The 23,414-nt window shown below is 51.3% G+C and carries 20 protein-coding genes; 6 read left to right on the top strand and 14 right to left on the bottom strand.

Translation table 11 applies throughout. The features are described 5' to 3' along the window. Window positions 1–130: 130 nt before the first annotated feature. Both mfd and BEA93_RS04005 read right to left on the bottom strand, forming a co-directional pair. Window positions 131–3,577 carry a transcription-repair coupling factor gene (mfd, locus tag BEA93_RS04010; protein WP_024196607.1) on the bottom strand — a complete coding sequence of 1,149 codons (3,447 nt, stop codon included), beginning with the start codon at window positions 3,575–3,577 and terminating at the stop codon, window positions 131–133. Window positions 3,578–3,704: 127 nt separating this feature from the next. After that, window positions 3,705–4,775, bottom strand: a complete 1,071-nt coding sequence (locus tag BEA93_RS04005; RefSeq protein ID WP_105224291.1) for an acyltransferase family protein — start codon at window positions 4,773–4,775, stop codon at window positions 3,705–3,707. A gap of 261 nt (window positions 4,776–5,036) precedes the next feature. On the opposite strand from BEA93_RS04005, the gene lolC reads away from it, so the two are divergent. Genes lolC through cobB form a run of 5 tightly spaced genes read left to right on the top strand, consistent with a single transcriptional unit; the run spans window position 5,037 to window position 9,950 of the window. Further along, on the top strand, window positions 5,037–6,236 hold the full coding sequence (gene lolC / locus BEA93_RS04000) for a lipoprotein-releasing ABC transporter permease subunit LolC (RefSeq protein ID WP_000284703.1): 1,200 nt from the start codon (window positions 5,037–5,039) through the stop codon (window positions 6,234–6,236). Further along, the gene (lolD, locus tag BEA93_RS03995; protein WP_001033706.1) at window positions 6,229–6,930 is read left to right on the top strand and encodes a lipoprotein-releasing ABC transporter ATP-binding protein LolD; all 702 of its coding nucleotides are present in this window, start codon (window positions 6,229–6,231) and stop codon (window positions 6,928–6,930) included. The genes lolC and lolD overlap by 8 nt, the downstream gene beginning before the upstream one ends. Continuing rightward, window positions 6,930–8,174: a lipoprotein-releasing ABC transporter permease subunit LolE gene (gene lolE / locus BEA93_RS03990; protein ID WP_001251382.1), complete on the top strand. Its 1,245-nt coding sequence runs from the start codon at window positions 6,930–6,932 to the stop codon at window positions 8,172–8,174. The genes lolD and lolE overlap by 1 nt, the downstream gene beginning before the upstream one ends. A gap of 27 nt (window positions 8,175–8,201) precedes the next feature. Continuing rightward, window positions 8,202–9,113, top strand: a complete 912-nt coding sequence (nagK, locus tag BEA93_RS03985) for an N-acetylglucosamine kinase (RefSeq protein WP_105224292.1) — start codon at window positions 8,202–8,204, stop codon at window positions 9,111–9,113. A gap of 15 nt (window positions 9,114–9,128) precedes the next feature. Next, entirely contained in the window at window positions 9,129–9,950 is an 822-nt protein-coding gene (gene cobB / locus BEA93_RS03980) for a Sir2 family NAD+-dependent deacetylase (protein WP_016248601.1), read from the top strand. 138 nt (window positions 9,951–10,088) lie between these two features. Here the strand turns inward: cobB and BEA93_RS03975 are convergent, their stop codons facing one another. From BEA93_RS03975 to potA, 6 genes are read right to left on the bottom strand one after another with little or no spacing between them, the layout of a single operon-like run. Then, window positions 10,089–10,874 (bottom strand): TPM domain-containing protein, encoded by a 786-nt coding sequence (locus tag BEA93_RS03975; RefSeq protein ID WP_000732444.1) that lies wholly within the window; start codon window positions 10,872–10,874, stop codon window positions 10,089–10,091. Further along, window positions 10,871–11,326 carry a DUF3592 domain-containing protein gene (locus BEA93_RS03970; protein ID WP_001516204.1) on the bottom strand — a complete coding sequence of 152 codons (456 nt, stop codon included), beginning with the start codon at window positions 11,324–11,326 and terminating at the stop codon, window positions 10,871–10,873. Before BEA93_RS03970 ends, BEA93_RS03975 begins: the two co-directional genes overlap by 4 nt. Window positions 11,327–11,384: 58 nt before the next feature. Further along, window positions 11,385–12,431: a spermidine/putrescine ABC transporter substrate-binding protein PotD gene (potD, locus tag BEA93_RS03965; protein ID WP_000759322.1), complete on the bottom strand. Its 1,047-nt coding sequence runs from the start codon at window positions 12,429–12,431 to the stop codon at window positions 11,385–11,387. Then, window positions 12,428–13,222 (bottom strand): spermidine/putrescine ABC transporter permease PotC, encoded by a 795-nt coding sequence (potC, locus tag BEA93_RS03960; protein ID WP_000580316.1) that lies wholly within the window; start codon window positions 13,220–13,222, stop codon window positions 12,428–12,430. The genes potD and potC overlap by 4 nt, the downstream gene beginning before the upstream one ends. Further along, the gene (potB, locus tag BEA93_RS03955) at window positions 13,219–14,076 is read right to left on the bottom strand and encodes a spermidine/putrescine ABC transporter permease PotB (protein ID WP_000799418.1); all 858 of its coding nucleotides are present in this window, start codon (window positions 14,074–14,076) and stop codon (window positions 13,219–13,221) included. Before potB ends, potC begins: the two co-directional genes overlap by 4 nt. Next, window positions 14,060–15,196: a spermidine/putrescine ABC transporter ATP-binding protein PotA gene (gene potA / locus BEA93_RS03950; protein WP_000531593.1), complete on the bottom strand. Its 1,137-nt coding sequence runs from the start codon at window positions 15,194–15,196 to the stop codon at window positions 14,060–14,062. The genes potB and potA overlap by 17 nt, the downstream gene beginning before the upstream one ends. A gap of 249 nt (window positions 15,197–15,445) precedes the next feature. Here potA and pepT point away from each other — a divergent pair, with 249 nt between their 5' ends. Continuing rightward, the gene (gene pepT, locus BEA93_RS03940) at window positions 15,446–16,672 is read left to right on the top strand and encodes a peptidase T (RefSeq protein WP_016248603.1); all 1,227 of its coding nucleotides are present in this window, start codon (window positions 15,446–15,448) and stop codon (window positions 16,670–16,672) included. A gap of 48 nt (window positions 16,673–16,720) precedes the next feature. Here the strand turns inward: pepT and roxA are convergent, their stop codons facing one another. The 6 genes from roxA to mnmA all read right to left on the bottom strand — a co-directional run bounded on the left by roxA (window position 16,721) and on the right by mnmA (window position 23,365). Then, window positions 16,721–17,842, bottom strand: a complete 1,122-nt coding sequence (gene roxA, locus BEA93_RS03935; protein ID WP_000456528.1) for a [50S ribosomal protein L16]-arginine 3-hydroxylase — start codon at window positions 17,840–17,842, stop codon at window positions 16,721–16,723. A 75-nt stretch (window positions 17,843–17,917) separates the two neighbouring features. After that, window positions 17,918–19,378: a two-component system sensor histidine kinase PhoQ gene (gene phoQ, locus BEA93_RS03930; protein WP_001516207.1), complete on the bottom strand. Its 1,461-nt coding sequence runs from the start codon at window positions 19,376–19,378 to the stop codon at window positions 17,918–17,920. Then, complete coding sequence (phoP, locus tag BEA93_RS03925) at window positions 19,378–20,049, bottom strand: two-component system response regulator PhoP (RefSeq protein WP_001265481.1); 672 nt, start codon at window positions 20,047–20,049, stop codon at window positions 19,378–19,380. The genes phoQ and phoP overlap by 1 nt, the downstream gene beginning before the upstream one ends. A gap of 159 nt (window positions 20,050–20,208) precedes the next feature. Next, window positions 20,209–21,579 (bottom strand): adenylosuccinate lyase, encoded by a 1,371-nt coding sequence (purB, locus tag BEA93_RS03920; protein WP_105224293.1) that lies wholly within the window; start codon window positions 21,577–21,579, stop codon window positions 20,209–20,211. A 3-nt stretch (window positions 21,580–21,582) separates the two neighbouring features. Beyond that, complete coding sequence (gene hflD, locus BEA93_RS03915; protein WP_001516208.1) at window positions 21,583–22,224, bottom strand: high frequency lysogenization protein HflD; 642 nt, start codon at window positions 22,222–22,224, stop codon at window positions 21,583–21,585. 34 nt (window positions 22,225–22,258) lie between these two features. Continuing rightward, window positions 22,259–23,365 carry a tRNA 2-thiouridine(34) synthase MnmA gene (gene mnmA / locus BEA93_RS03910; protein ID WP_105224294.1) on the bottom strand — a complete coding sequence of 369 codons (1,107 nt, stop codon included), beginning with the start codon at window positions 23,363–23,365 and terminating at the stop codon, window positions 22,259–22,261. Between the last annotated feature and the right edge of the window lie 49 nt (window positions 23,366–23,414).

Below are 23,414 nucleotides of genomic sequence, written 5' to 3'. Positions count from 1 at the left end.
TGGTTCATGCCCGATGCGGTGTGAACGCCTTATCCGCCTGCAAATGCAATACACGGTAGGCCTGATAAGCGTAGCAAATTTTGTTTATGCTTTGTGTCTAAAGGGGGCATAACCGCCCCCCGATTTACTACTACGCGATGGCGTTCTCTTCCAGCTCACGCATAAACTGGCGCACCCAGTCGATACGTTGTTTCCGCTCGCTCAAATCCTGAATAAACTTCAGGCGCGTCGGGCCATCGAGACGATAGTGCTGCGGCTGTTTTTGCAGCAAACCAATCAACCAGGCTGGATTCACGTGATTCTTCTCGGCAAATTCGATCACGCCGCCTTTCTCATTCCCCTCCAGCTTCCGGATCCCCAGCTTCTGCGCTTGCTGGCGCAGGCGGGCAATCTCCAGCAGAGTACGTGCCGGATCCGGCAGCAGGCCGAAGCGATCGATAAGCTCTACTTTGATCTCTTCCAGTTCATTTTCCGTTTTGGCGCTGGCAATGCGTTTATAGAACGACAGACGTGTATTCACGTCAGGGATGAAATCGTCCGGCAGTAGCGACGGCATCCGCAGTTCGACTTCCGTTTGCTGGCTGGTGAGATCTTCCAGCGACGGCTCGCGTCCGGCTTTCAGCGCATCAACGGCGTTTTCCAGCAACTCCATATACAGCGAGAAACCGATGGTTTCCATCGAACCACTTTGTTCTTCACCGAGCAGTTCACCCGCACCGCGAATCTCCAGATCGTGAGTTGCCAGCGCAAAGCCCGCGCCAAGGTCTTCCAGAGACGCAATCGCCTCGAGACGTTTTTGCGCATCGGGAGTCATCGCTTTCGGATGTGGCGTCAGCAGCCACGCATACGCCTGATGGTGTGAGCGTCCGACGCGACCGCGCAACTGGTGCAACTGCGCCAGACCGAAATGATCCGCGCGTTCAATGATAATGGTGTTGGCGGTAGGAATGTCGATCCCGGTTTCGATAATTGTGGTACAAACCAGCACGTTGAAACGCTGGTGATGGAAATCATTCATCACCCGTTCCAGTTCGCGCTCACGCATCTGCCCGTGACCGATGGCAATTCGTGCTTCTGGCACCAGTTCCGCCAGCCGTTCGGCGGCTTTCTGGATGTTTTCCACGTCATTGTAGAGATAATAAACCTGTCCCCCACGCAAAATTTCACGCAGGACGGCCTCCCGGACGACCAGGCTGTCGTACTCGCGGACAAACGTTTTGACCGCCAGACGACGGGCGGGCGGTGTGGCGATAATTGACAGATCGCGCATTCCACTCATTGCCATGTTCAGCGTGCGCGGAATTGGTGTCGCGGTGAGCGTCAGTATGTCGACGTTCGCGCGCATCGCTTTAATGCGTTCTTTATGACGGACACCAAAGCGGTGTTCTTCATCGACAATCAGCAAGCCCAAATCTTTAAACTTGACGTCGTTTTGCAGCAGTTTGTGCGTGCCGATCAAAATATCGATTTTCCCTTCCGCCACTTCCGTAAGGATTTGCGCCTGCTCTTTGGCGCTGCGGAAACGGGAGATCATTTCGATGCGCACCGGCCAGTTAGCAAAACGGTCGCGGAAGTTGTCGTAGTGTTGTTGGGCGAGGAGGGTGGTTGGCACCAGCACTGCCACCTGCTTGTGGTTTTCCACCGCCAGGAAAGCGGCACGCATCGCCACTTCCGTTTTACCAAAGCCAACGTCACCGCACACCAGACGATCCATTGCCAGTGGCCGACACATGTCGCTAAGAACTGCGTTGATGGCCTGCGCCTGATCCGGCGTGGTTTCGAACGGGAAGCTGTCGCAGAACAATTGATATTGTTCGCGATCGTGTTTAAACGCGAAGCCTTCTTTGGCAGCGCGTTGGGCGTAGATATCCAGCAGTTCTGCTGCCACATCACGCACTTTTTCCGCCGCTTTCTGCCGCGCCCGTGACCACACATCTCCGCCAAGTTTATGCAGCGGAGCGTTTTCTTCTGCGCCACCGGCGTAACGGCTAATCAGGTGCAGCGATGACACCGGAACATACAGTTTGGCGTCGTTGGCGTAGGTGAGCATCAGATACTCGCCCGTAATGCCGCCAGCCTCCAGCGTGGTCATTCCGGCATAGCGCCCGACGCCATGTTCCAGGTGAACAACCGGCTGGCCGATATGCAGCTCCGCGAGGTTGCGGATCAGCGTGTCTGGGTTGATGGCGCGACGAGAGTCCTGACGACGACGGGCAACACGTTCACCGAGCAGATCGCTTTCACAAATCAGCGCCAGATGACGTACTGTATCGATAAAACCATGTTCGGCAGCACCGATCATCAGATAACGTCCACGCTCGCTGGCCTCATCGAGACGCATAATGCGTTGCGGGGCAATTTTGATTCGGGCGAGCAGTTCCCCGAGTGCTTCGCGGCGGCCTTCACTTTCTACCGAGAACACCACCGGGCCATCGAAGGATTCGAGAAATTTACGCAGCGCATCCAGCGGCGCTTTTTGTTGCGCCTGAATGGCCAGGTCTGGCAGTTTCTGAAAACCTAAATTGGCATTCGCTGCTTTCGTCGGTAAATGCTCGGTTTTAAGCTGCACGCGAGGCCAGTTTTTTAACGCCGAGAAAAGTTCATCCACTCGCAGCCAGAGCGATTGTGGCGGCAATAGCGGTCGCATCGGATCGACGCCGCGACTTTCAAAACGCGCCAGCGTATCAGCCTGGAAACGTTCGGCACTGTTTTCCAGATCGCCGGTATTCACCAGCAACGTATTGGCCGGGAAATAACTGAACAGTGGCGGCAGCGGTTCGCTGAAGAACAGCGGCTGCCAGTATTCGATCCCGGCAGGCAGCGTGCCTTTACTCACTTGCTGGTAAATATGTTCCGGATCGCGTTTCACCTCAAAAGTATCGCGCCACTGACTGCGGAACAGCTCAATCGCCGCTTTATCGGTCGGAAATTCATGTGCGGGCAGCAGGTTGATGGCTTCCACTTCTTCCAGCGTGCGCTGGCTGTCGACGTCAAATACCCGCAGGCTGTCGATTTCATCATCAAAAAAATCAAGACGATAAGGCAGTTCGCTGCCCATTGGAAAAAGATCCAGCAACGCACCACGCGTGGCGTATTCGCCGTGCTCCATCACCTGATCAACATGGCGATAACCGGCGCTGTCCAGTTGGGTACGCAATGCATCGCGCGATAACCGCTGACCTTTTTTCATTACCAGCGCATGGCCGTGGAGAAAACTGTGCGGGCAAACGCGCTGCATAAGCGTATTCACCGGAACAATCAATACGCCACGCTGCATTGATGGTAACTGGTAAAGGGTGGAAAGACGCGAGGAGATAATGTCCTGATGAGGCGAAAAACTGTCGTAGGGGAGGGTTTCCCAGTCCGCCAGGTTCATCACCATCTGGTCGGTGAACTGGCTGATTTCATCGTGCAAACGCAGGGCATTTTGCATATCTGGTGCAATGAGCACCACCGGTCCGGCGTGACGTTCGGCAATTTCGGCTACCAGCGTCGCGCAGGCAGCTCCGGTTAACTCGCCCAGCAGACGCTGCTCACCCGCTTTGACGGGCAGCGTATAACGATATTGTTCAGGCATAACAGTTGTCAGAGTCTCGTTAGGATATGCCTCAACATATGGGGGCATATCTCTGATAAGCAATGCTGTTCATTATCCGGAATCGACATGGTTTAGCAAATTGAATCGCCCCGGCTGGGGCGATGGCTTAGCGAGAGTAACTGGTTGCAGGCAGAGAAGGCGGGGAGAACAACAGATCGTTGAATGCGCGTTGTGAAAATTTTCGCACCAGCAAGCCAGCCAGTGTGCAAATCAACAAACTGACAAAGGGATAAAACAGCAGGAGCGCCAGTTCGATTGGCGGCGACCAGCGCGCCGCGTTTATTTGCGGAATCAGACTTAAGCTGAATATCTCTACCAGAATGCGATGGGTGGTGTAGATGGCGATGGTGTTGGAACCAATCACATTCAACAGGCTGAGGGAACGCAGACCGAAGCGCTGCTCGAACTGATAAAACAGCTTCATAATCACCACAATCGACACCAGCGACAGTAGTAGCGACACGTTCAACAACCAGGCTCCGATCGCCAGAACAGCCAGCAGCACTGCTATCAACAGATGGCGACGTAGCGGCACCTCTTTAACGTAGGTCATCAACGTTGAGCCAAACCATGCGCCAAGACTGTAATAAGGCAAATTGCGGATCACACTGTTCATCCCCCACCACGGTGTGGGAACGAAATTAACAGCCACGCTCATCAGTACAAACAGGGCGAATAACGGCAGAGCCTGGCGGTTAAAAGCTTTACACACCACGAAATAGACGATTAAGGCATACAGATACCACAAGCTGGTGCTGGCGGTGGCCATCCCATGCAGGAACTCGCCGGTGGAATCGGCATAAGCAGCATTGGCGGTATTGTTTAAATCGCGCTCTGGTGCCAGCCATTGGTTGAGCGCGCTCAACGCCAGCCACTGGACAATGCCCCAAAGCGCCAGCACCCAAAAGATGCTCCAGATGCGTTTATCGACACAATTACCCCACGGCACGCTGTCGATGTAGCGGCGAATCAAATAGCCGGATATAAAGAAAAAGACCGGCATCCGAAAGGGTGCAAGGTAAAGATTGAAATAGATCCAGCATTTGCTCAAGACTTCCGATAACGGATGCTGGAAAGTGGTCAGATGCGGATAAAAGGTAACAACCGAGTGATAAACCACCACCAGGCAAATACATAACCCTTTGATCTGATTAATCCATAGCTCTTTTTGTTTCATCAGGACAACGCGCTCATAAAATTTAACATGCCGTTGATCCTGCGGGGTGAGCGGCGTGGTGTAATGCGTATCTGTCTGTATTTGGTTATTTTTCAGATAAAGATCAGGTTACAAGGCAGATGAGAAAACGAGACACTTTAGCCGATTGATTTACTGATACTTTTCAGATTAGCCCTGACGATCACTTACAGTTCAGGCGTTTACCCATCCTGCTTTCGCTTATATACTCGTGTCTTTGCTAACAGCAACCAGACGGATTTCATGTACCAACCTGTCGCTCTATTTATTGGCCTGCGTTACATGCGTGGGCGTGCAGCGGATCGCTTCGGTCGTTTCGTCTCCTGGCTTTCTACCATCGGCATTACCCTCGGGGTGATGGCGCTGGTCACGGTATTGTCAGTGATGAACGGTTTTGAGCGCGAACTGCAAAACAACATCCTTGGCCTGATGCCACAGGCAATTCTCTCTTCGGAGCATGGCTCCCTTAACCCGCAACAACTCCCGGAGACTGCGGTCAAACTTGACGGCGTAAATCGTATTGCGCCTCTCACTACAGGTGATGTGGTGCTGCAAAGCGCGCGCAGCGTGGCGGTCGGGGTGATGCTGGGTATCGACCCGGCGCAAAAAGATCCGCTAACCCCGTATCTGGTCAATGTGAAGCAAGCCGACCTCGAACCGGGGAAATATAATGTCATCCTCGGTGAACAACTTGCCTCACAGTTAGGTGTCAATCGCGGCGATCAAATCCGTGTGATGGTGCCGTCTGCCAGCCAGTTTACGCCGATGGGGCGTATTCCAAGTCAGCGTCTGTTCAATGTGATTGGCACTTTTGCTGCCAACAGTGAAGTCGACGGCTATGAAATGCTGGTGAATATTGAGGATGCCTCGCGTCTGATGCGTTACCCGGCGGGTAATATCACCGGCTGGCGTCTGTGGCTGGATGAGCCGCTGAAAGTCGACTCTTTAAGCCAGCAAAAACTGCCAGAAGGCAGCAAGTGGCAGGACTGGCGCGATCGTAAAGGCGAGTTGTTCCAGGCCGTGCGCATGGAAAAAAATATGATGGGCCTGCTGCTGAGTCTGATTGTCGCCGTTGCAGCGTTTAACATTATTACATCGCTGGGGCTGATGGTAATGGAGAAGCAGGGCGAAGTGGCGATCCTACAGACACAAGGCTTAACTCCACGACAAATCATGATGGTCTTTATGGTACAAGGAGCCAGCGCTGGCGTTATCGGTGCGATCCTGGGCGCTGCGCTTGGTGCACTGCTTGCCAGCCAGTTAAATAATCTGATGCCGATAATCGGCGTCCTGCTTGATGGCGCGGCGTTACCGGTCGCTATCGAACCTTTACAGGTCATTGTTATTGCGCTGGTGGCGATGGCTATCGCGCTGCTTTCTACGCTTTACCCTTCCTGGCGCGCTGCCGCCACTCAACCCGCTGAGGCTTTACGTTATGAATAAGATCCTGTTGCAATGCGACAACCTGTGCAAACGCTATCAGGAAGGCAGTGTGCAAACCGACGTGCTGCACAATGTCAGTTTCAGCGTGGGCGAAGGCGAAATGATGGCCATTGTCGGTAGCTCCGGTTCTGGCAAAAGTACCTTGCTGCATTTACTGGGCGGGCTGGATACGCCAACCTCCGGTGATGTGATTTTTAGCGGTCAGCCGATGAGCAAACTGTCGTCGGCGGCGAAAGCGGAACTGCGCAACCAGAAGTTGGGCTTTATTTATCAGTTCCACCACCTGCTGCCGGACTTTACCGCGCTGGAAAACGTCGCTATGCCGCTGCTGATTGGCAAGAAAAAGCCTGCTGAAATTAACAGTCGGGCGCTGGAAATGTTAAAAGCTGTGGGGCTGGAGCACCGGGCGAATCACCGCCCGTCAGAACTTTCTGGCGGTGAGCGTCAGCGTGTGGCGATTGCCCGGGCGCTGGTTAATAACCCGCGTCTGGTGCTGGCGGATGAACCTACTGGTAACCTCGATGCGCGTAACGCTGACAGCATCTTCCAGTTGCTCGGAGAATTGAATCGCTTGCAGGGCACTGCCTTTCTGGTGGTTACTCACGATCTGCAACTGGCGAAACGTATGAGCCGTCAACTGGAAATGCGTGATGGTCGTCTGACGGCGGAACTGAGCCTGATGGGGGCGGAGTAATGGCGATGCCTTTATCGTTATTAATTGGCTTGCGTTTTAGTCGCGGACGGCGACGCGGCGGCATGGTGTCGCTGATCTCCGTTATTTCTACCATTGGCATTGCCCTGGGCGTGGCAGTATTGATTGTCGGTTTAAGTGCGATGAACGGCTTCGAACGTGAACTGAACAACCGCATTCTGGCAGTGGTGCCGCATGGTGAAATTGAAGCGGTGAATCAGCCGTGGACGAACTGGCAAGAAGCACTGGATAAAGTGCAGAAAGTGCCGGGTATTGCCGCCGCTGCGCCATATATCAATTTCACGGGGCTGGTGGAGAGCGGTGCAAATTTGCGCGCTCTGCAGGTAAAAGGTGTTGACCCACAGCAGGAACAGCGACTGAGCGCGCTGCCATCGTTTGTCCAGGGAGATGCCTGGAACAATTTTAAAGCCGGTGAACAGCAGATTATTATCGGCAAAGGCGTGGCGGATGCGTTGAAAGTGAAGCAGGGCGATTGGGTGTCGATCATGATCCCGAACTCAAACCCTGAGCATAAGCTGATGCAGCCGAAACGTGTGCGCTTGCAAATTACCGGAATTTTGCAGCTAAGCGGTCAACTTGATCACAGTTTTGCCATGATCCCGCTGACGGACGCTCAACAATATCTTGATATGGGTTCCAGTGTGTCAGGTATTGCCCTTAAAATGACGGATGTTTTTAACGCCAACAAGTTGGTACGCGATGCGGGTGAAGTGACCAACAGCTATGTCTATATCAAGAGCTGGATCGGTACTTACGGCTATATGTATCGGGATATCCAGATGATCCGCGCCATTATGTATCTGGCAATGGTACTGGTGATTGGCGTAGCCTGTTTCAACATCGTCTCCACATTAGTGATGGCGGTGAAAGACAAGAGCGGCGATATCGCAGTATTGAGAACGCTGGGTGCTAAAGACGGTTTAATTCGCGCTATTTTCGTCTGGTATGGACTACTGGCGGGGCTGTTTGGCAGCCTGTGTGGCGTGGTTATCGGCGTGGTGGTTTCGCTGCAACTTACTCCGATTATTGAGTGGATTGAAGGTCTGATCGGTCATCAGTTCCTCTCCAGTGACATCTATTTTATTGACTTTCTGCCATCGGAATTACACTGGCTGGACGTCTTCTACGTACTGGTCACAGCATTGTTGCTGAGTCTTTTGGCAAGTTGGTATCCGGCGCGGCGCGCCAGTAATATTGACCCTGCGCGAGTCCTTAGCGGCCAGTAAGGCAGTACATTAAAACAAGGAGTGGCAATGTATTACGGGTTTGATATTGGTGGGACGAAAATTGCGCTTGGCGTGTTTGATAACAATCGGCAACTGCAATGGGAAAAGCGGGGGTCGACGCCGCGTGACAGCTATGACGCATTTTTAGATGCGGTGTGCGAGTTGGTGACCGAAGCTGACCTGCGTTTTGGCTGTAAAGGTTCTGTTGGCATTGGCATTCCTGGAATGCCGGAAACGGAAGATGGCACTTTGTATGCCGTCAATGTTCCTGCTGCCAGCGGTAAACCGCTGCGTGCCGACCTGAGCGCACGTCTTGATCGCGATGTGCGCCTTAATAACGATGCCAACTGTTTTGTCCTTTCTGAAGCCTGGGATGAGGAATTTACCCAATATCCGTTGGTGATGGGGTTAATTCTTGGTACTGGCGTTGGTGGCGGGCTGGTATTCAACGGTAAACCGGTGACGGGAAAACGCTATATTACCGGCGAGTTTGGGCATATGCGTCTGCCGGTCGATGCGTTAACCATGATGGGACTGGATTTCCCGTTACGCCGTTGCGGTTGTGGCCAGCATGGCTGTATCGAGAATTATCTTTCTGGTCGCGGTTTTGCGTGGCTGTATCAACATTATTATCATCAACCGTTGCAGGCTCCAGAGATTATTGCGCTTTACGATCAAGGCGATGAGCAGGCAAGGGCGCACGTTGAGCGTTATCTGGATTTATTAGCGGTTTGTCTGGGAAATATCCTGACTATCATTGACCCTGATTTGCTGGTCATTGGTGGCGGGTTATCCAATTTCCCGGCAATCACAACGCAACTAACGGACAGGTTGCCTCGTCATCTCTTACCTGTAGCTCGTGTCCCACGCATTGAGCGTGCGCGTCACGGGGATGCAGGAGGAATGCGTGGAGCTGCCTTCTTACATCTTACCGATTAATCAATAGAGGTTGCTATGCTGTCGCGTCGGGGTCATCGGTTAAGTCGTTTTCGTAAAAACAAACGCCGCCTGCACGAGCGTTTGCGTCAGCGTATTTTTTTCAGAGATAAAGTGGTGCCGGAAGCAATGGAAAAACCAAGAGTACTCGTACTGACAGGGGCAGGCATTTCTGCGGAATCAGGTATTCGTACCTTTCGCGCTGCAGACGGCCTGTGGGAAGAACATCGTGTTGAAGATGTCGCGACGCCAGAAGGCTTTAACCGCGATCCTGAACTGGTACAGGCATTTTATAACGCCCGTCGCCGTCAACTACAGCAGCCAGAAATTCAACCTAACGCTGCGCATCTTGCATTGGCAAAACTGCAAGACGCCCTGGGCGATCACTTTTTGCTGGTGACGCAGAATATCGATAACCTGCATGAACGCGCGGGCAATACCAATGTGATTCATATGCATGGGGAATTGCTGAAAGTACGCTGTACGCAAAGCGGGCAGGTGCTCGACTGGACGGGCGATGTCACGCCAGAAGATAAATGCCATTGCTGCCAGTTTCCGGCACCGCTGCGCCCACACGTGGTGTGGTTTGGTGAAATGCCGTTCGGTATGGATGAAATCTATATGGCGTTATCGATGGCGGATATTTTCATTGCTATTGGCACGTCCGGGCATGTTTATCCGGCAGCAGGATTTGTCCACGAAGCGAAGCTGCATGGCGCGCATACGGTTGAACTGAACCTTGAACCGAGCCAGGTTGGCAATGAGTTTGCCGAGAAATATTACGGCCCGGCAAGTCAGGTCGTGCCAGAGTTTGTTGAGAAGTTGCTGAAGGGCTTATAAAGCAGAAGTCATTGCCTGATGCGCTACGCTTATCAGGCCTATAAAAGGGCACAATTAATTGAATTTGTGGGTTTTGTAGGCCGGATAAGGCGTTCACGCCGCATCCGGCATAATACACGCGCATTTTACCGACCTCTTTTAACTTTTACTCGGCCATAACAGCGCGGCAAAAAACGTACAGACACCAATCAGCACCGCCCAGAGCGGCGATATTCTGGCAATCGTAAAGCTATTATCGATACACAGGCATAAAGCCTGATAGCCCATATTGGCAACAGTCATAGCTACTGCAAATTTTAGCGCATAAATAAAACGTGTCGTGTAGTAAAAGATCCTGGAAAATAAGACAAACGCTGCAGCCCAGGAGATAAAACCTAATGTCGAGGTGCTGCCTGGCGGATCACTCTCATGCTTTTGTTCGGGATGCGGATAATATGTCAGTGGCGGCGTCGGTTGTTTTAATATCTGTGCTTGTAAAATATCCAGTGCATTATTCATACCCTGATACCAGAGATCAGCATTTAAATAAGCCAGTGTGTAATTTTCTATCAGCCGTCCCAGATGTTTATCGTCCATACTGCTTTCAACCTGGCCGTTGGTTATCACAATTAACCGTGGCTCCCGGGTAGTAAAGATTAACAGAACACTCCCTTTTACATCAGTCAATGAAGATGACGCATGCACCAGCATCGCTTTGCCATTTTTCCTGAGACTGGTTTCATTAATGTCAGGAACAACCACGATAAATGGCGCAATCCCGGTTTGTTGACGAAAGATCTCCGCTTTACGCGCGATATCCTCGCCATCGGGAACGGTGCCAGTGGTATCCGTAAAGAATGTTTTCATTACGGGTATTACAGGCTGGCTTATTCCCGCCAGTGGCAGAAAAATCAGTAAGTAAAGCAATATAAATAACTTTTTCATTGGCGGGATTTCCTTTTCCTGCGCGTCTTTTTAGAGGAGGGCATACTGATTAATAAACCGACGGCGATAAAAATAACGCCCATCATGCCGATAAATCCCCATTTGAAAAAATTAACCCACGGGTTATTTATTTCAGCCTTTTCAGGATGTCCTGGAGGATAATAAACATTAACTTTATCGCCTTCGCTGTCTTCATAAAAAGTACTACCGATACTCGAATTGAAAATGAGCGTGTAGTCTGGCGTAGGACGAAATGCGACAACAGGATGCCATGAACCATCATTACCGATCTGGCGTGAATTGTGCCAGACGGTATCAACAATGATCCCTTCGGTATGTACAGTATTTTTGCTGTAGGTGAACTGGTTATAAAAGATAACAATAGAAATAAGGAGGAGTATCAGACCGACTCCAGGGAAAACGCGGGATAAAATTTGATTGTCCTGACTCATAAGCAACATCCTTGCTTAATAAAAAAGCGGGCGGTAATAACTCCGCCCGCTTGCTGAATTAACGTCCTGCTTTCAGCTTCTGATAATACTCTTCATAAATGCTGCTGGCTGAGCCAACGTCACTCTGCCATTCGCCATTTTTGATGGTTTCGGCATCCGGGTAGAGGGTCTTGTCGTTCGCCACTTCCGGGCTTAACAGTTTACGTGCGGCGAGGTTTGGTGTTGGATAACCAATAGTTTCCGCAACCTGTTTTGCCACATCCGGACGTAGCAGGAAGTTGATCAGTTTCAGCGCGCCTTCTTTGTTTTTGGCATTTGCCGGAATAGCCAGGCTGTCCATCCAGAAAATGCCGCCTTCTTTCGGCCAGACCACGTCAATTGGCGTGCCTGCCTGACGGGCAACGAAAGCAGAACCGTTCCAGATCATGCCGAGGTTAACTTCGCCTTCCATGTACGGGTTAGCCGGGTTATCGGAGTTAAACGCCGCTACGTTTGGCATCAGCTTTTTCAGCTCGTTATACGCGGCTTCAATCTCTTTCGGATCGGTGGTGTTGCCAGAATAACCCAGCTTACGCAGTGCCATCTGGAACACTTCACGGGCGTCGTCGGTCAGCAGCAGGCTGCCTTTGTATTCAGGCTTCCACAAATCGGCCCAGCTCGTCACGGATTTCGGATCAACCGCATCACCGTTAACGCCAATCGCCGTCGCGCCCCAGATATACGGAATGGAGTAATCGTTATTCGGGTCAAATGGCTTGTTGAGCATTTCTGGATCGAGGTTGCTGAAGTTCGTTAACTTCGACTTGTCGATCTTCTGGATCATCCCTTCTTTACGCATTTTATCGACGTAATAGGTTGAAGGAACCACCAGGTCATAAGCACCGTCTTTGTACGTTTTCAGCTTGGCGTACATGGTTTCATTCGACTCATAAGTCGAATAGATAACTTTAATGCCGGTTTCTTTAGTGAACTGTTCCAGCAGTCCTGGCGGTACGTACTCGGTCCAGTTGTAGAAATACAGCGTGTTGTTGTCATCGGCGTGAGCGGCGCTCATGCCCAGTGCCAGAGCACCCGCCGCGAGCAGGTGGCGTGACCATTTTTTCATTTAACGTCCCCTGTGTTACCTTTCGTTTTATCACGAGCAATAAGCTGGCTGGCAATCACCATCACCAGCGACAGCACCAGTAAAATGGTTGCCAGCGCGTTAACTTCCGGCGATACGCCGACTTTGACCATCGAATAAATTTTTAACGGCAGAATTTCATAGCTCGGCCCGGTGACAAACGACGAAACTACCACATCGTCCATGGACAGGGTAAAGCTTAACACCCAACCCGCCGCCACCGCTGGCATTGCCAGTGGCAGAATGATTTTCCGCAGAATGGTGAACTCGCTGGCACCGAGATCTTTCGCTGCTTCCAGCATCCGCACATCAAAGCCTTTCAGACGCGAATACACCGTCACCACCACAAATGGCAGGCAGAAGGTAATGTGTGAGAACAGCAGCGACCAGAAGCCAAGCTGAATACCCAGCAGCATAAACAGCACCAGCAGGGAAATCGCCATCACGATATCTGGCGACATCATTACCACAAACAGCATCCCGCTAACGAATGGCTTACCGCGGAAGCGATAGCGGTACAGCGCAACAGCCGTCAGTGAGCCAATAAGCGTAGCGAATGTCGCTGAAAACACCGCCATCGTCAGTGAATGTTGCGCTGCTTGTAACAGACTATCGTTGTTCATCAGCAGGCTATACCATTTGGTGGTAAAACCCTGCCAGTTGATGCCAAAGCGCGAGCTGTTAAAGGAGTTCACAATCAAAATGATGATTGGAATATACAGGTACGCATAGATAGCGGTCATAAAACCGCCGCGGAGCAGTCGACCGATCATTCGAGTTCCACCTTCTTGTTCAGCAAACGAGAAGCGCGCCAGTAAACCAGCAGCATCAGACCCATTACGATAGTCAGGGTAATACTGGTCGCGGCACCAAACGGCCAGTCGCGAATGTTGAGGAACTGCACTTTGATGACGTTACCGATCAGCAGGTTTTTCGCACCGCCCATCAGGTCAGAAACATAGAACAGGCCCATTGCTGGCAGCATCACCAACAGACATCCGGCAATAATCCCCGGCATGGTCAGTGGGATGATGATGCGGATAAAAGTCTGCAACTTGCTGGCACCGAGATCGCGAGCCGCTTCCAGTAATGGCTTATCCAGCTTTTCAATACTGGAATAAAGTGGCATCACCATAAACGGCAACAGGATATATACCAGACCGATAATCACCGCGCTGGGGGTGAACATGATGCGAATTGGGGTATCAATAACGCCCAGCCACAGCAAGAACTCGTTGAGATAGCCTTTGGTGCTGAGGAAAATTTTCAGGCCATAGATACGAATCAGTGAGTTGGTCCAGAACGGCACAATCAACAGAAACAGTAACAGCGGACGCACCTTGTGTGGCAGTTTAGCCAGAAACCAGGCAAACGGGTAGCCCAGCACCAGGCAGGCTATAGTCGCGATCAGCGCCATATTCAGTGAGTGCAGCAGCACTTCAAAATAGAGCGGATCGAGCAGACGGGCGTAGTTCTCCAGCGTAAAAACCATTTTGACGAAACTGGCGTCGTCGCGGGTCAAAAAGCTGGTGCCAATGATCATCAGGTTGGGCAGAAAGACAAACAACACAAGCCAACCGACAATAGTGACAATCACTACATTCTGGAACTTACTTGTGTTCTTCATCAGCCAGTACAACCTCCCAGCTTTCTACCCAATTAATGGCCATTTTCTGGTCGAGAGAATGGTCAAAGTCAGGATCGTCTTCATTAAAGAATTCGCTGACCATCACCATCTTGCCATTTTCCAGTTCGACAACTGATTCCAGCGTCATACCTTTGTAGTTGCGTTCGCGAACGTAGCCAATCAGCCCTTCGACGTGGTTGTCATCGTTGATTTCGTCAACGCGTAAGTCTTCCGGGCGCAGCAAAACATGCAACTTTTGCCCTGGTTCAACAGCGAAGTTAACGTAGATATTACATTCGCGGCCTTCAACGTTGGCTCGTACGCGTTGTTCGTCGAGACGCTCGATCACCGTGGCGTTGAACATATTGATTTCGCCAATGAATCCGGCAACAAACAAGTTTTTCGGCTCTTCGTAAATTTCACGCGGCGTGCCGTCTTGTTCAATGCGACCATCGCGCATCACCACAATTCTGTCCGACATGGTGAGCGCTTCTTCCTGATCGTGGGTGACGAAAACGAAAGTAATGCCAAGCTTACGCTGTAAAGCTTTCAGCTCGTTCTGCATCTGTTTACGCAGTTTGTAATCCAGCGCGGAGAGCGATTCATCCAGCAGCAACAGGCGAGGCTTGTTAACCACCGCGCGGGCAATGGCTACGCGTTGCTGTTGACCGCCAGAGAGTTGATGCGGTTTGCGTTGAGCGAAGGTCTCCAGTTGCACCATCCGCAGAGCCTCCATCACGCGAGGCGTAATTTCAGCAGCGGGGGTTTTTTGCATACGCAAGCCAAAGGCCACATTTTCGAACACGGTCATGTGGGGGAATAGCGCGTAGCTTTGGAAAACGGTGTTCACATAGCGGTTTTCCGCCGGAACGTGGGTGATGTCCTCGTTATCCAGCATGATGCGTCCAGAATCAACAGTTTCCAGACCTGCAATCAGGCGAAGAACGGTTGTTTTACCGCAGCCAGAAGGGCCAAGCAGCGTAAGGAACTCGCCATTGTTGATAGTCAGATCCAACTGCGGAATGACTTCTTTACCATCAAAACATTTGCGAATTCCCGCCAATTGCACCAGCGGTGAAAGCGAACTCGGTTGTTTATTCAATTTTTTACTCTGTCCCATGTAAACGCAACGGATGGCTTACCGATGCGGGGTTTGTGGTTAACCACCTTGGTGACTCTTAATGAGGGCGGTAATTCTACGGCAAACCATCGTAATCGCCAATCCTTGTTGTGAATTACTGGCTTAGCTTTATATTGATTAAGGTAATGTTGATAAATATTCCCGCTTGCAGGGGTAAAAGTGACCTGACGCAATATTTGTCTTTTCTTGCTTCTTAATAATGTTGTCACGAAAAGTGAGGGTGACTACATGGATAAACTACTTGAGCGTTTTTTGAACTACGTGTCTCTGGATACCCAATCAAAAGCGGGGGTGAGACAGGTTCCCAGCACGGAAGGCCAGTGGAAGTTATTGCATCTGTTGAAAGATCAGCTTGAAGAGATGGGGCTTATCAATGTGACCTTAAGTGAGAAGGGCACATTGATGGCGACGTTACCGGCTAACGTTCCAGGCGATATTCCGGCGATTGGCTTTATTTCTCATGTGGATACCTCTCCGGATTGCAGCGGTAAAAATGTAAATCCGCAAATTGTTGAAAACTATCGCGGTGGTGACATCGCGCTGGGTATCGGTGATGAAGTCTTATCACCGGTGATGTTCCCGGTTCTGCATCAACTATTGGGGCAGACGTTGATCACCACCGATGGTAAAACCTTGTTAGGTGCAGATGATAAAGCGGGTATCGCAGAAATCATGACCGCGCTGGCAGTATTGCAGCAGAAAAACATTCCACACGGCGATATTCGTATCGCCTTTACGCCAGATGAAGAGGTGGGCAAAGGGGCAAAACACTTTGATGTTGAAGCCTTTGATGCTCGTTGGGCTTATACCGTTGATGGCGGTGGCGTAGGTGAACTGGAGTTTGAAAACTTTAATGCCGCATCGGTGAATATCAAAATAGTCGGCAACAACGTTCACCCTGGCTCGGCAAAAGGCGTGATGGTTAATGCCCTGTCACTGGCAGCACGCATTCATGCGGAAGTTCCGGCGGATGAAAGCCCGGAAACTACCGAAGGTTATGAAGGTTTTTATCACCTGACGAGCATGAAAGGCACCGTTGAGCGTGCCGATATGCACTACATCATTCGTGATTTCGACCGTAAACAGTTTGAAGCGCGTAAACGTAAGATGATGGAAATTGCCAAGAAAGTGGGCAAAGGGCTACACCCTGACTGCTACATTGAACTGGTGATTGAAGACAGCTACTACAATATGCGCGAGAAAATCGTTGAGCATCCGCATATTCTTGATATCGCCCAGCAGGCGATGCGCGATTGCGATATTGAACCGGATCTGAAACCGATCCGTGGCGGCACCGACGGTGCACAGTTGTCATTTATGGGATTGCCGTGCCCGAACCTGTTTACTGGCGGTTATAACTATCATGGTAAACATGAGTTTGTGACCCTGGAAGGAATGGAAAAAGCGGTACAGGTGATCGTGCGTATTGCCGAGTTAACGGCACAACGGAAGTAAGCGAAAAGGGATGCGGCATGTGATGCCGCATCCGGCTTAGATTCAAACTTATCCTTCGAAGAACCAATACCCGCTATTGACCAGCGCCGCGAGCATCGCGAGGAACGATGGATCTTCCAGCGCATCGCCAAAATTCTCGGCGGTCAGAGCAATATTGCTGGCGAGTGCCTCCAGCGCCGGACGGTGTGGAGAATCGATCTTTTCACCATTAGCATATACTTCATCACCAATACGCAACACGCGCAGACCACCCAGACGTACCAGTACATCACCTTGTTTCAGCGCGTCGTATATTTCATCCGGTTGATAAGGCGGTTCTGGCGGAGCGATATCCAGTTCATGCCGTGACTGGGAGATAAACTCGCCAAACCACTGTTTAAAGTGTTCTGGCTGGTTGATCAATTCAAGCATCATCTCACGCAGTTTATCCATCTCCTGCGGCAGAACGTCCGCCGGATGGGCGCGAGGAGGGATATCCGGATCACTGTAATAATTACCGCCCAGCTCACGTTGCAGAACATAATCGGCAAAACCGCTGATCAGTTCCCGCGTATTCGGTGCACGAAAACCGACAGAATAGTTCATCGCATTTTCCAGCGCGTAGCCTTCGTGCGGGAATCCTGGCGGAATATAAAGAATATCGCCTGGCTCCAGTTCTTCGTCGATAATTGCTTCAAACGGCTCGACCTGTAGCAGATCCGGATGCGGGCAGTGTTGCTTCATCTGCAGCTTTTCACCCACCCGCCAACGACGACGACCGGTGCCCTGAATAATAAAAACGTCGTACTGATCGAGATGTGGACCGACGCCGCCGCCAGGTACGGAAAATGAGATCATCAGGTCGTCAATGCGCCAGTCTGGTAATTCACGGAACGGACGCATCAGCGCGGCGGTTGGCTCATGCCAGTGATTCACTGCCTGCACCAGCAATGACCAGTTGGTCTCACCGAGATGATCGTAGCTTTCGAATGGACCGTGGCTGACCTGCCATTTGCCATCCTGATGACTGACCAGCCGACTGTCGACTTCCGTTTCCATTGCCAGACCTGCCAGCTCGTCTGGAGAGATCGGGTCAATAAAATTATTAAAGCCGCGTTTTAACACCACCGGACGTTTCTGCCAGTGGCGTTTAAGAAAATCGGGCCAGTTAAGGGTAAGTTGGTATTCCATATTAAGCGTCCATAGGCGGGTATCTGCAACCGATTATAACGGATGCTTAACGTAATGCGTGAAGAAAGGGCATATTTATTCACCCTTTGGTGCAGAATGCTGGCGACCAAAAATGACCTCCATTCGTGCGCCGCCGAGCATACTCTCTCCGGCGATGATTTTTCCGTCGTATTGCTCGGTAATTTCACGGGCGACAGCCAGACCAACACCTTGTCCGGGACGCAAAGTATCTATACGTTGGCCGCGGTCGAAAATGACTTCACGCTTGCTTAATGGAATTCCCGGGCCGTCATCCTCGACCACAATATAGAGATGATCTTCGGTTTGCCTCGCTGAAATTTCCACGAACTCAAGACAGTATTTACAGGCGTTATCCAGTACGTTGCCCATCACTTCGACAAAGTCATTCTGCTCGCCAACAAAACTGATTTCTGGCGAAATATCGAGAGAAATATTGACCCCTTTACGCTGATACACTTTGTTCAGCGCCGAGGTGAGATTGTCCAGTAACGGGGCAACGGGATGCAGTTCGCGGCTAAGCAGCGTTCCACCGCGCATACTGGCGCGATGCAGGTAGTAGCCGATTTGTTGTGAAATACGGCTGATTTGTTCCAGCATTACCGGCTCAGCATCACTGACGCTCATCTTTTCACTACGCAAAGAACGCAGCGTACTTTGCAGTACCGCCAGTGGTGTTTTCAGGCTGTGCGTCAGGTCGGTGAGCGTTGTGCGGTATTTGTCGTAACGTTCACGCTCACTCTTTAATAGCCGGTTCAGGTTACGCACCAGACTGGTCAGTTCTCGTGTCGTGGCTGGGTTGAGCAATTCGCGGTTATGTTCTTCCAGTTCGCGGACTTCTTTTGCCAGGGCTTCGATGGGGCGTAAACTCCACCAGGCGGCGACCCATAACAGAGGGATCACTAACAGCAGGTTGGCTGAGAGCACGTAGACAAACCAGCTCCACACCATATAGGAACTTTTAAGCTCCACCGGAATAGTATCCACCACCACAATGGTTAACTTCGGCATCCGCGACGTTGCCGGGTAGATGTTCACCGCCACCGAGTGGGTCATCTCTGCGTCGTCGTCATCTTCTCGTACTTCCTGTAACTGTTGCTGTATCGAATGATCTTCACTCAGCAAGATGCTGGTGTCGTTAACATCCGCTTCGATTTCATGGAAGCCATTTGATTTCAGCCAGTCAGGCTGGATCATTTTCATCAGCCAGGGAACGTCACGCTGCGCCCATAAAAGTTGCCCGTTCTCATCATAAATTAGCGTCATGGTGGGGCTTTGCTTGTCGATATTTTCTGGTAACTCGACATGCAACTTATTGTTTTCCCACTTTGCGAGGGTATAGAACAAATTGCTCTCGCCGCGTAACAGGCGAAACGTGGTTTTATCGAAACTGACGCTATAACCGATCAGCGCGACCATTCCGTAGGCCAGCGAAAGCACCAGTACTACCGCCGCCGTCGCTAACAGAAAACGTACCCGCAGCGAAAGCGGGAAAAAAAGACGCAGTAATTTTTTCATCAGCGCAATTCGAACAAATAACCCTGGCCGCGAACGGTGGTAATCACTTCTTGCGGATATTGCGCCTGAATTTTTTTGCGCAGACGCCCCATGAGTACATCAATGGTATGGCTTTCCCGCAATTCGGCGTCCGGGTAGAGTTGTAACATCAACGAATCTTTGCTGACCACTTTGCCATTATTACGAATCAACGTTTCCATAATGGTGTATTCAAACGCGGTCAGTTTGATCACTTCGTCATTAATCGATAGTTCACGGCGGGAAAGATCAACCTGAAACGGTGGCAGCGAAATAACCTGTGAAGCCAGACCACTATTACGACGCATTAATGCCTGCATCCGCGCCATCACCTCTTCAATATGAAACGGTTTAGTCACGTAATCGTCAGCGCCGGCGCTTAATACTTCGACTTTGTCCTGCCAGCTTTCACGGGCGGTTAATACCAGAATCGGCAGTGAAACATCATTGCTGCGCCAGCGGCGGATCAGTGACAGACCGTCTTCGTCAGGCAAACCGAGATCGACAATTGCAATATCTGGCAAATGTTCATTGAGATAATAATCTGCTTCTTTGGCATCTTCTGCGTCATCGACCTGATGACCAGCGTCCTGAATCTGAACTTTAAGATGGTGACGTAACAACGCATTGTCTTCGACAACCAGTACGCGCATTTTTATTTCTCCCTGTCTTAATTATTAAAATAGTGTAACGCGATTATGTGTTTATGGGAGTAAACATTAATTAAACCAGCGGGTAGGGGAGATAATACGGGAAAAGATCAGCTTAAGAAGCAGGCCGGACAGCATCGCCATCCGGCATTGATATGGGTGTTATTTCAGCTCATCCACCATTGTGATGGCGCGACCAATGTAGTTAGCAGGGGTCATCGCTTTCAGGCGCGCTTTCTCTTCTTCCGGCAGCGCCAGACCGTCGATAAATTGCTTCATGCCTTCGGCGTCAACGCGTTTACCGCGAGTCAGTTCTTTCAGCTTCTCGTACGGTTTTTCGATGCCATAGCGACGCATAACTGTCTGGATCGGCTCAGCCAGCACTTCCCAGTTGTGATCCAGTTCATCCAGCAGATGGTCACGGTTCACTTCCAGTTTGCTCATGCCTTTCAGGGTGGACTGGTAAGCAATTAGCGCATAACCGATGCCCACTCCGAGGTTACGTAGCACGGTAGAGTCGGTCAGGTCACGCTGCCAACGGGAAACCGGCAGTTTGCTGGCCAGGTGCTGCAACACCGCGTTGGAAAGCCCCAGGTTACCTTCGGAGTTTTCGAAGTCGATTGGGTTAACCTTGTGCGGCATGGTGGAAGAACCAATCTCACCGGCGATGGTTTTCTGTTTGAAATGGTTAAGGGCGATATAACCCCAGACGTCACGGTCAAAGTCGATCAGAATGGTGTTAAAGCGCGCGATGCAATCAAACAGTTCGGCAATGTAGTCGTGCGGTTCAATCTGGGTGGTGTACGGGTTCCACTGAATACCCAGTGAGGTGACAAACTCTTCACTGAACTGATGCCAGTCAACTTCCGGATACGCGGCGATGTGGGCATTATAGTTACCGACCGCGCCGTTGATTTTGCCGAGGATTTCCACCTGATTAAGCTGGCGGAACTGGCGCTCCATACGATAAGCGACGTTAGCCATCTCTTTACCGATGGTTGACGGTGTCGCTGGCTGACCGTGGGTACGGGATAGCAGCGGAATATCGCGATACTGAACAGCCAGATCTTTAATGCCGTCAATCAGTTGACGCCAGTACGGCAGGATCACTTCATCACGCGCGGTTTTCAGCATCAATGCGTGGGAGAGGTTGTTGATGTCTTCTGAGGTGCAGGCAAAGTGAATAAATTCAGAAACTGCGTGCAGTTCTGGGATCTCAGCCACTTTTTCTTTCAGGAAATACTCAACCGCTTTAACGTCGTGGTTAGTGGTACGCTCAATGGTTTTGATTCGCGCCGCATCTTCTTCACTGAAATTAGCGACGATTGCATCAAGGTAACCGATTGCGTCGGCAGCAAAAGCAGGAACTTCCTTGATCGCTGCGTGCGCGGCCAGTTTTTGCAGCCAACGTACTTCAACTTGTACACGGAATTTCAGCAAACCATATTCGCTGAAAATCCCGCGCAGCGCGCTGACTTTATCGCCGTAGCGTCCGTCGACAGGGGAAACGGCGGTCAGTGAGGATAATTCCATAGATCACAACTCCGGGGTTAAATGAGCAAGAATTTGTTTTGCCTGAGTGGTCAGGCGATTACGAGAAAACATCAGTTGTAGACGTCCGCCGCCAACCTGGTGCCAGAGCACGGCGGCGCGAATGCCTGCCAGCAGGGTAGCGCGAACTTTCGCCTGCACCTGTGGGCTTTGCAGTACGGCAGGGGAACCGGTGACCTGAATACGTGGGCCAAGTGGGCTGATAACATCAACATAAATAGCAGCCATTGCGCTCATCAGCGTTTCCGACTGTAAATCGAAATGTTCGAGCTGGCGTTGCAGACCGTTAATCCGGTTACCCAGCGTGTCGAGCGCACCTTTGGCAGACGAGAGTTTGCGCTCAAGCACCATCAGGCTAAGGGTGTAGCGGGTTAACTCAGCGTTTAAGCCCTGGCGACTGCTGGCATTGAGCACGCCGAGCAGGGTTTCCAGCCCGACGCGCAGGTTGGCTTCGCTGCCGCCAAAAACCGCCAGCGTGGAGCTGGGGTTCACATCGATAATACTGTTGAGTGAGACGTGTAGCGCATCGGCATCACAATGCCCCTGGTGAGCAAGCTGTTGTACCAGGCGTGCCGCCTGACAAATACCGGCCAGGGCGAGGGTGATGTCATAGTAATTCTTTGCCACGTTCACTGCTTCCTTGTTTTAAGTAAGAAAATAATCAGACTGGCAGCGGCAGACGCTGCTCAATGATGCCGCCGCCGAGGCACACTTCACCGTTATAGAAGACGGCGGATTGACCTGGAGTGACGGCCGCAACCGGCTCATCGAAAATCACTTCAATGCGATCATCATCCAGCGCCTTGACGGTGCATGGAATGTCAGTCTGGCGGTAGCGGGTTTTCACCGTGCAACGCATAGTGCCGGTGAAAGGTTCGCGATCGACCCAGTGCAGTTGCTGGGCAATCAATCCGACAGACATCAGACGTGGGTGTTCATGACCCTGCGCAACAATCAGAATGTTGTTCTCGACGTCTTTATCCACCACGTACCACGGCTCTTCAGTGCCGTCTTTGGTGCCACCGATGCCCAGGCCTTTACGCTGTCCGAGGGTGTGATACATCAGCCCCTGGTGCTCGCCAATCTCATCACCATCGACAGTAATGATTTTTCCCGGTTGCGCCGGGAGATAACGGCCAAGAAACTCGCGGAATTTACGTTCACCGATAAAGCAGATCCCGGTAGAATCTTTTTTCTTCGCGGTGACCAGACCGAGATCTTCCGCAATCTTACGTACCTGCGGTTTTTCCAGTTCGCCAACCGGGAACAGGCTTTGCGCTATCTGCTCATGGCTAAGTGTATAAAGGAAGTAGCTCTGGTCTTTGTTGCTGTCCAGACCACGCAGCAGGCGGCTCTTGCCATTGACATCTGCACGACGAACGTAATGGCCGGTAGCGATATAATCGGCACCTAAATCTTCGGCGGCAAATTCGAGGAAGGCTTTAAATTTGATCTCTTTGTTGCACAGAATATCCGGGTTCGGCGTGCGACCCGCTTTATATTCAGCAAGGAACAGTTCAAAGACGTTGTCCCAGTACTCGGCTGCAAAGTTGACAGTGTGCAGTTCAATGCCGAGCTTATCGCAGACAGCCTGGGCATCAGCCAGATCCGCTGCCGCCGTGCAATATTCCTCACCGTCGTCTTCTTCCCAGTTCTTCATAAACAGGCCTTTGACCTGATATCCCTGTTGTTGCAACAGCCAGGCAGAAACGGAGGAATCGACGCCGCCGGACATGCCGACGATCACTTTTTTTGCGGTTTCAGACATTGGATTACTCACGACATTGAACTTCAAGGCGGCGTATTCTATCACGCAG

Source organism: Escherichia sp. MOD1-EC5950 (assembly GCF_002965345.1).
In the GTDB taxonomy this organism is placed as follows: domain Bacteria; phylum Pseudomonadota; class Gammaproteobacteria; order Enterobacterales; family Enterobacteriaceae; genus Escherichia; species Escherichia marmotae.
Note: the sequence above shows the minus strand (reverse complement) of the source record. Positions and strands in the feature narration are given on the sequence as shown.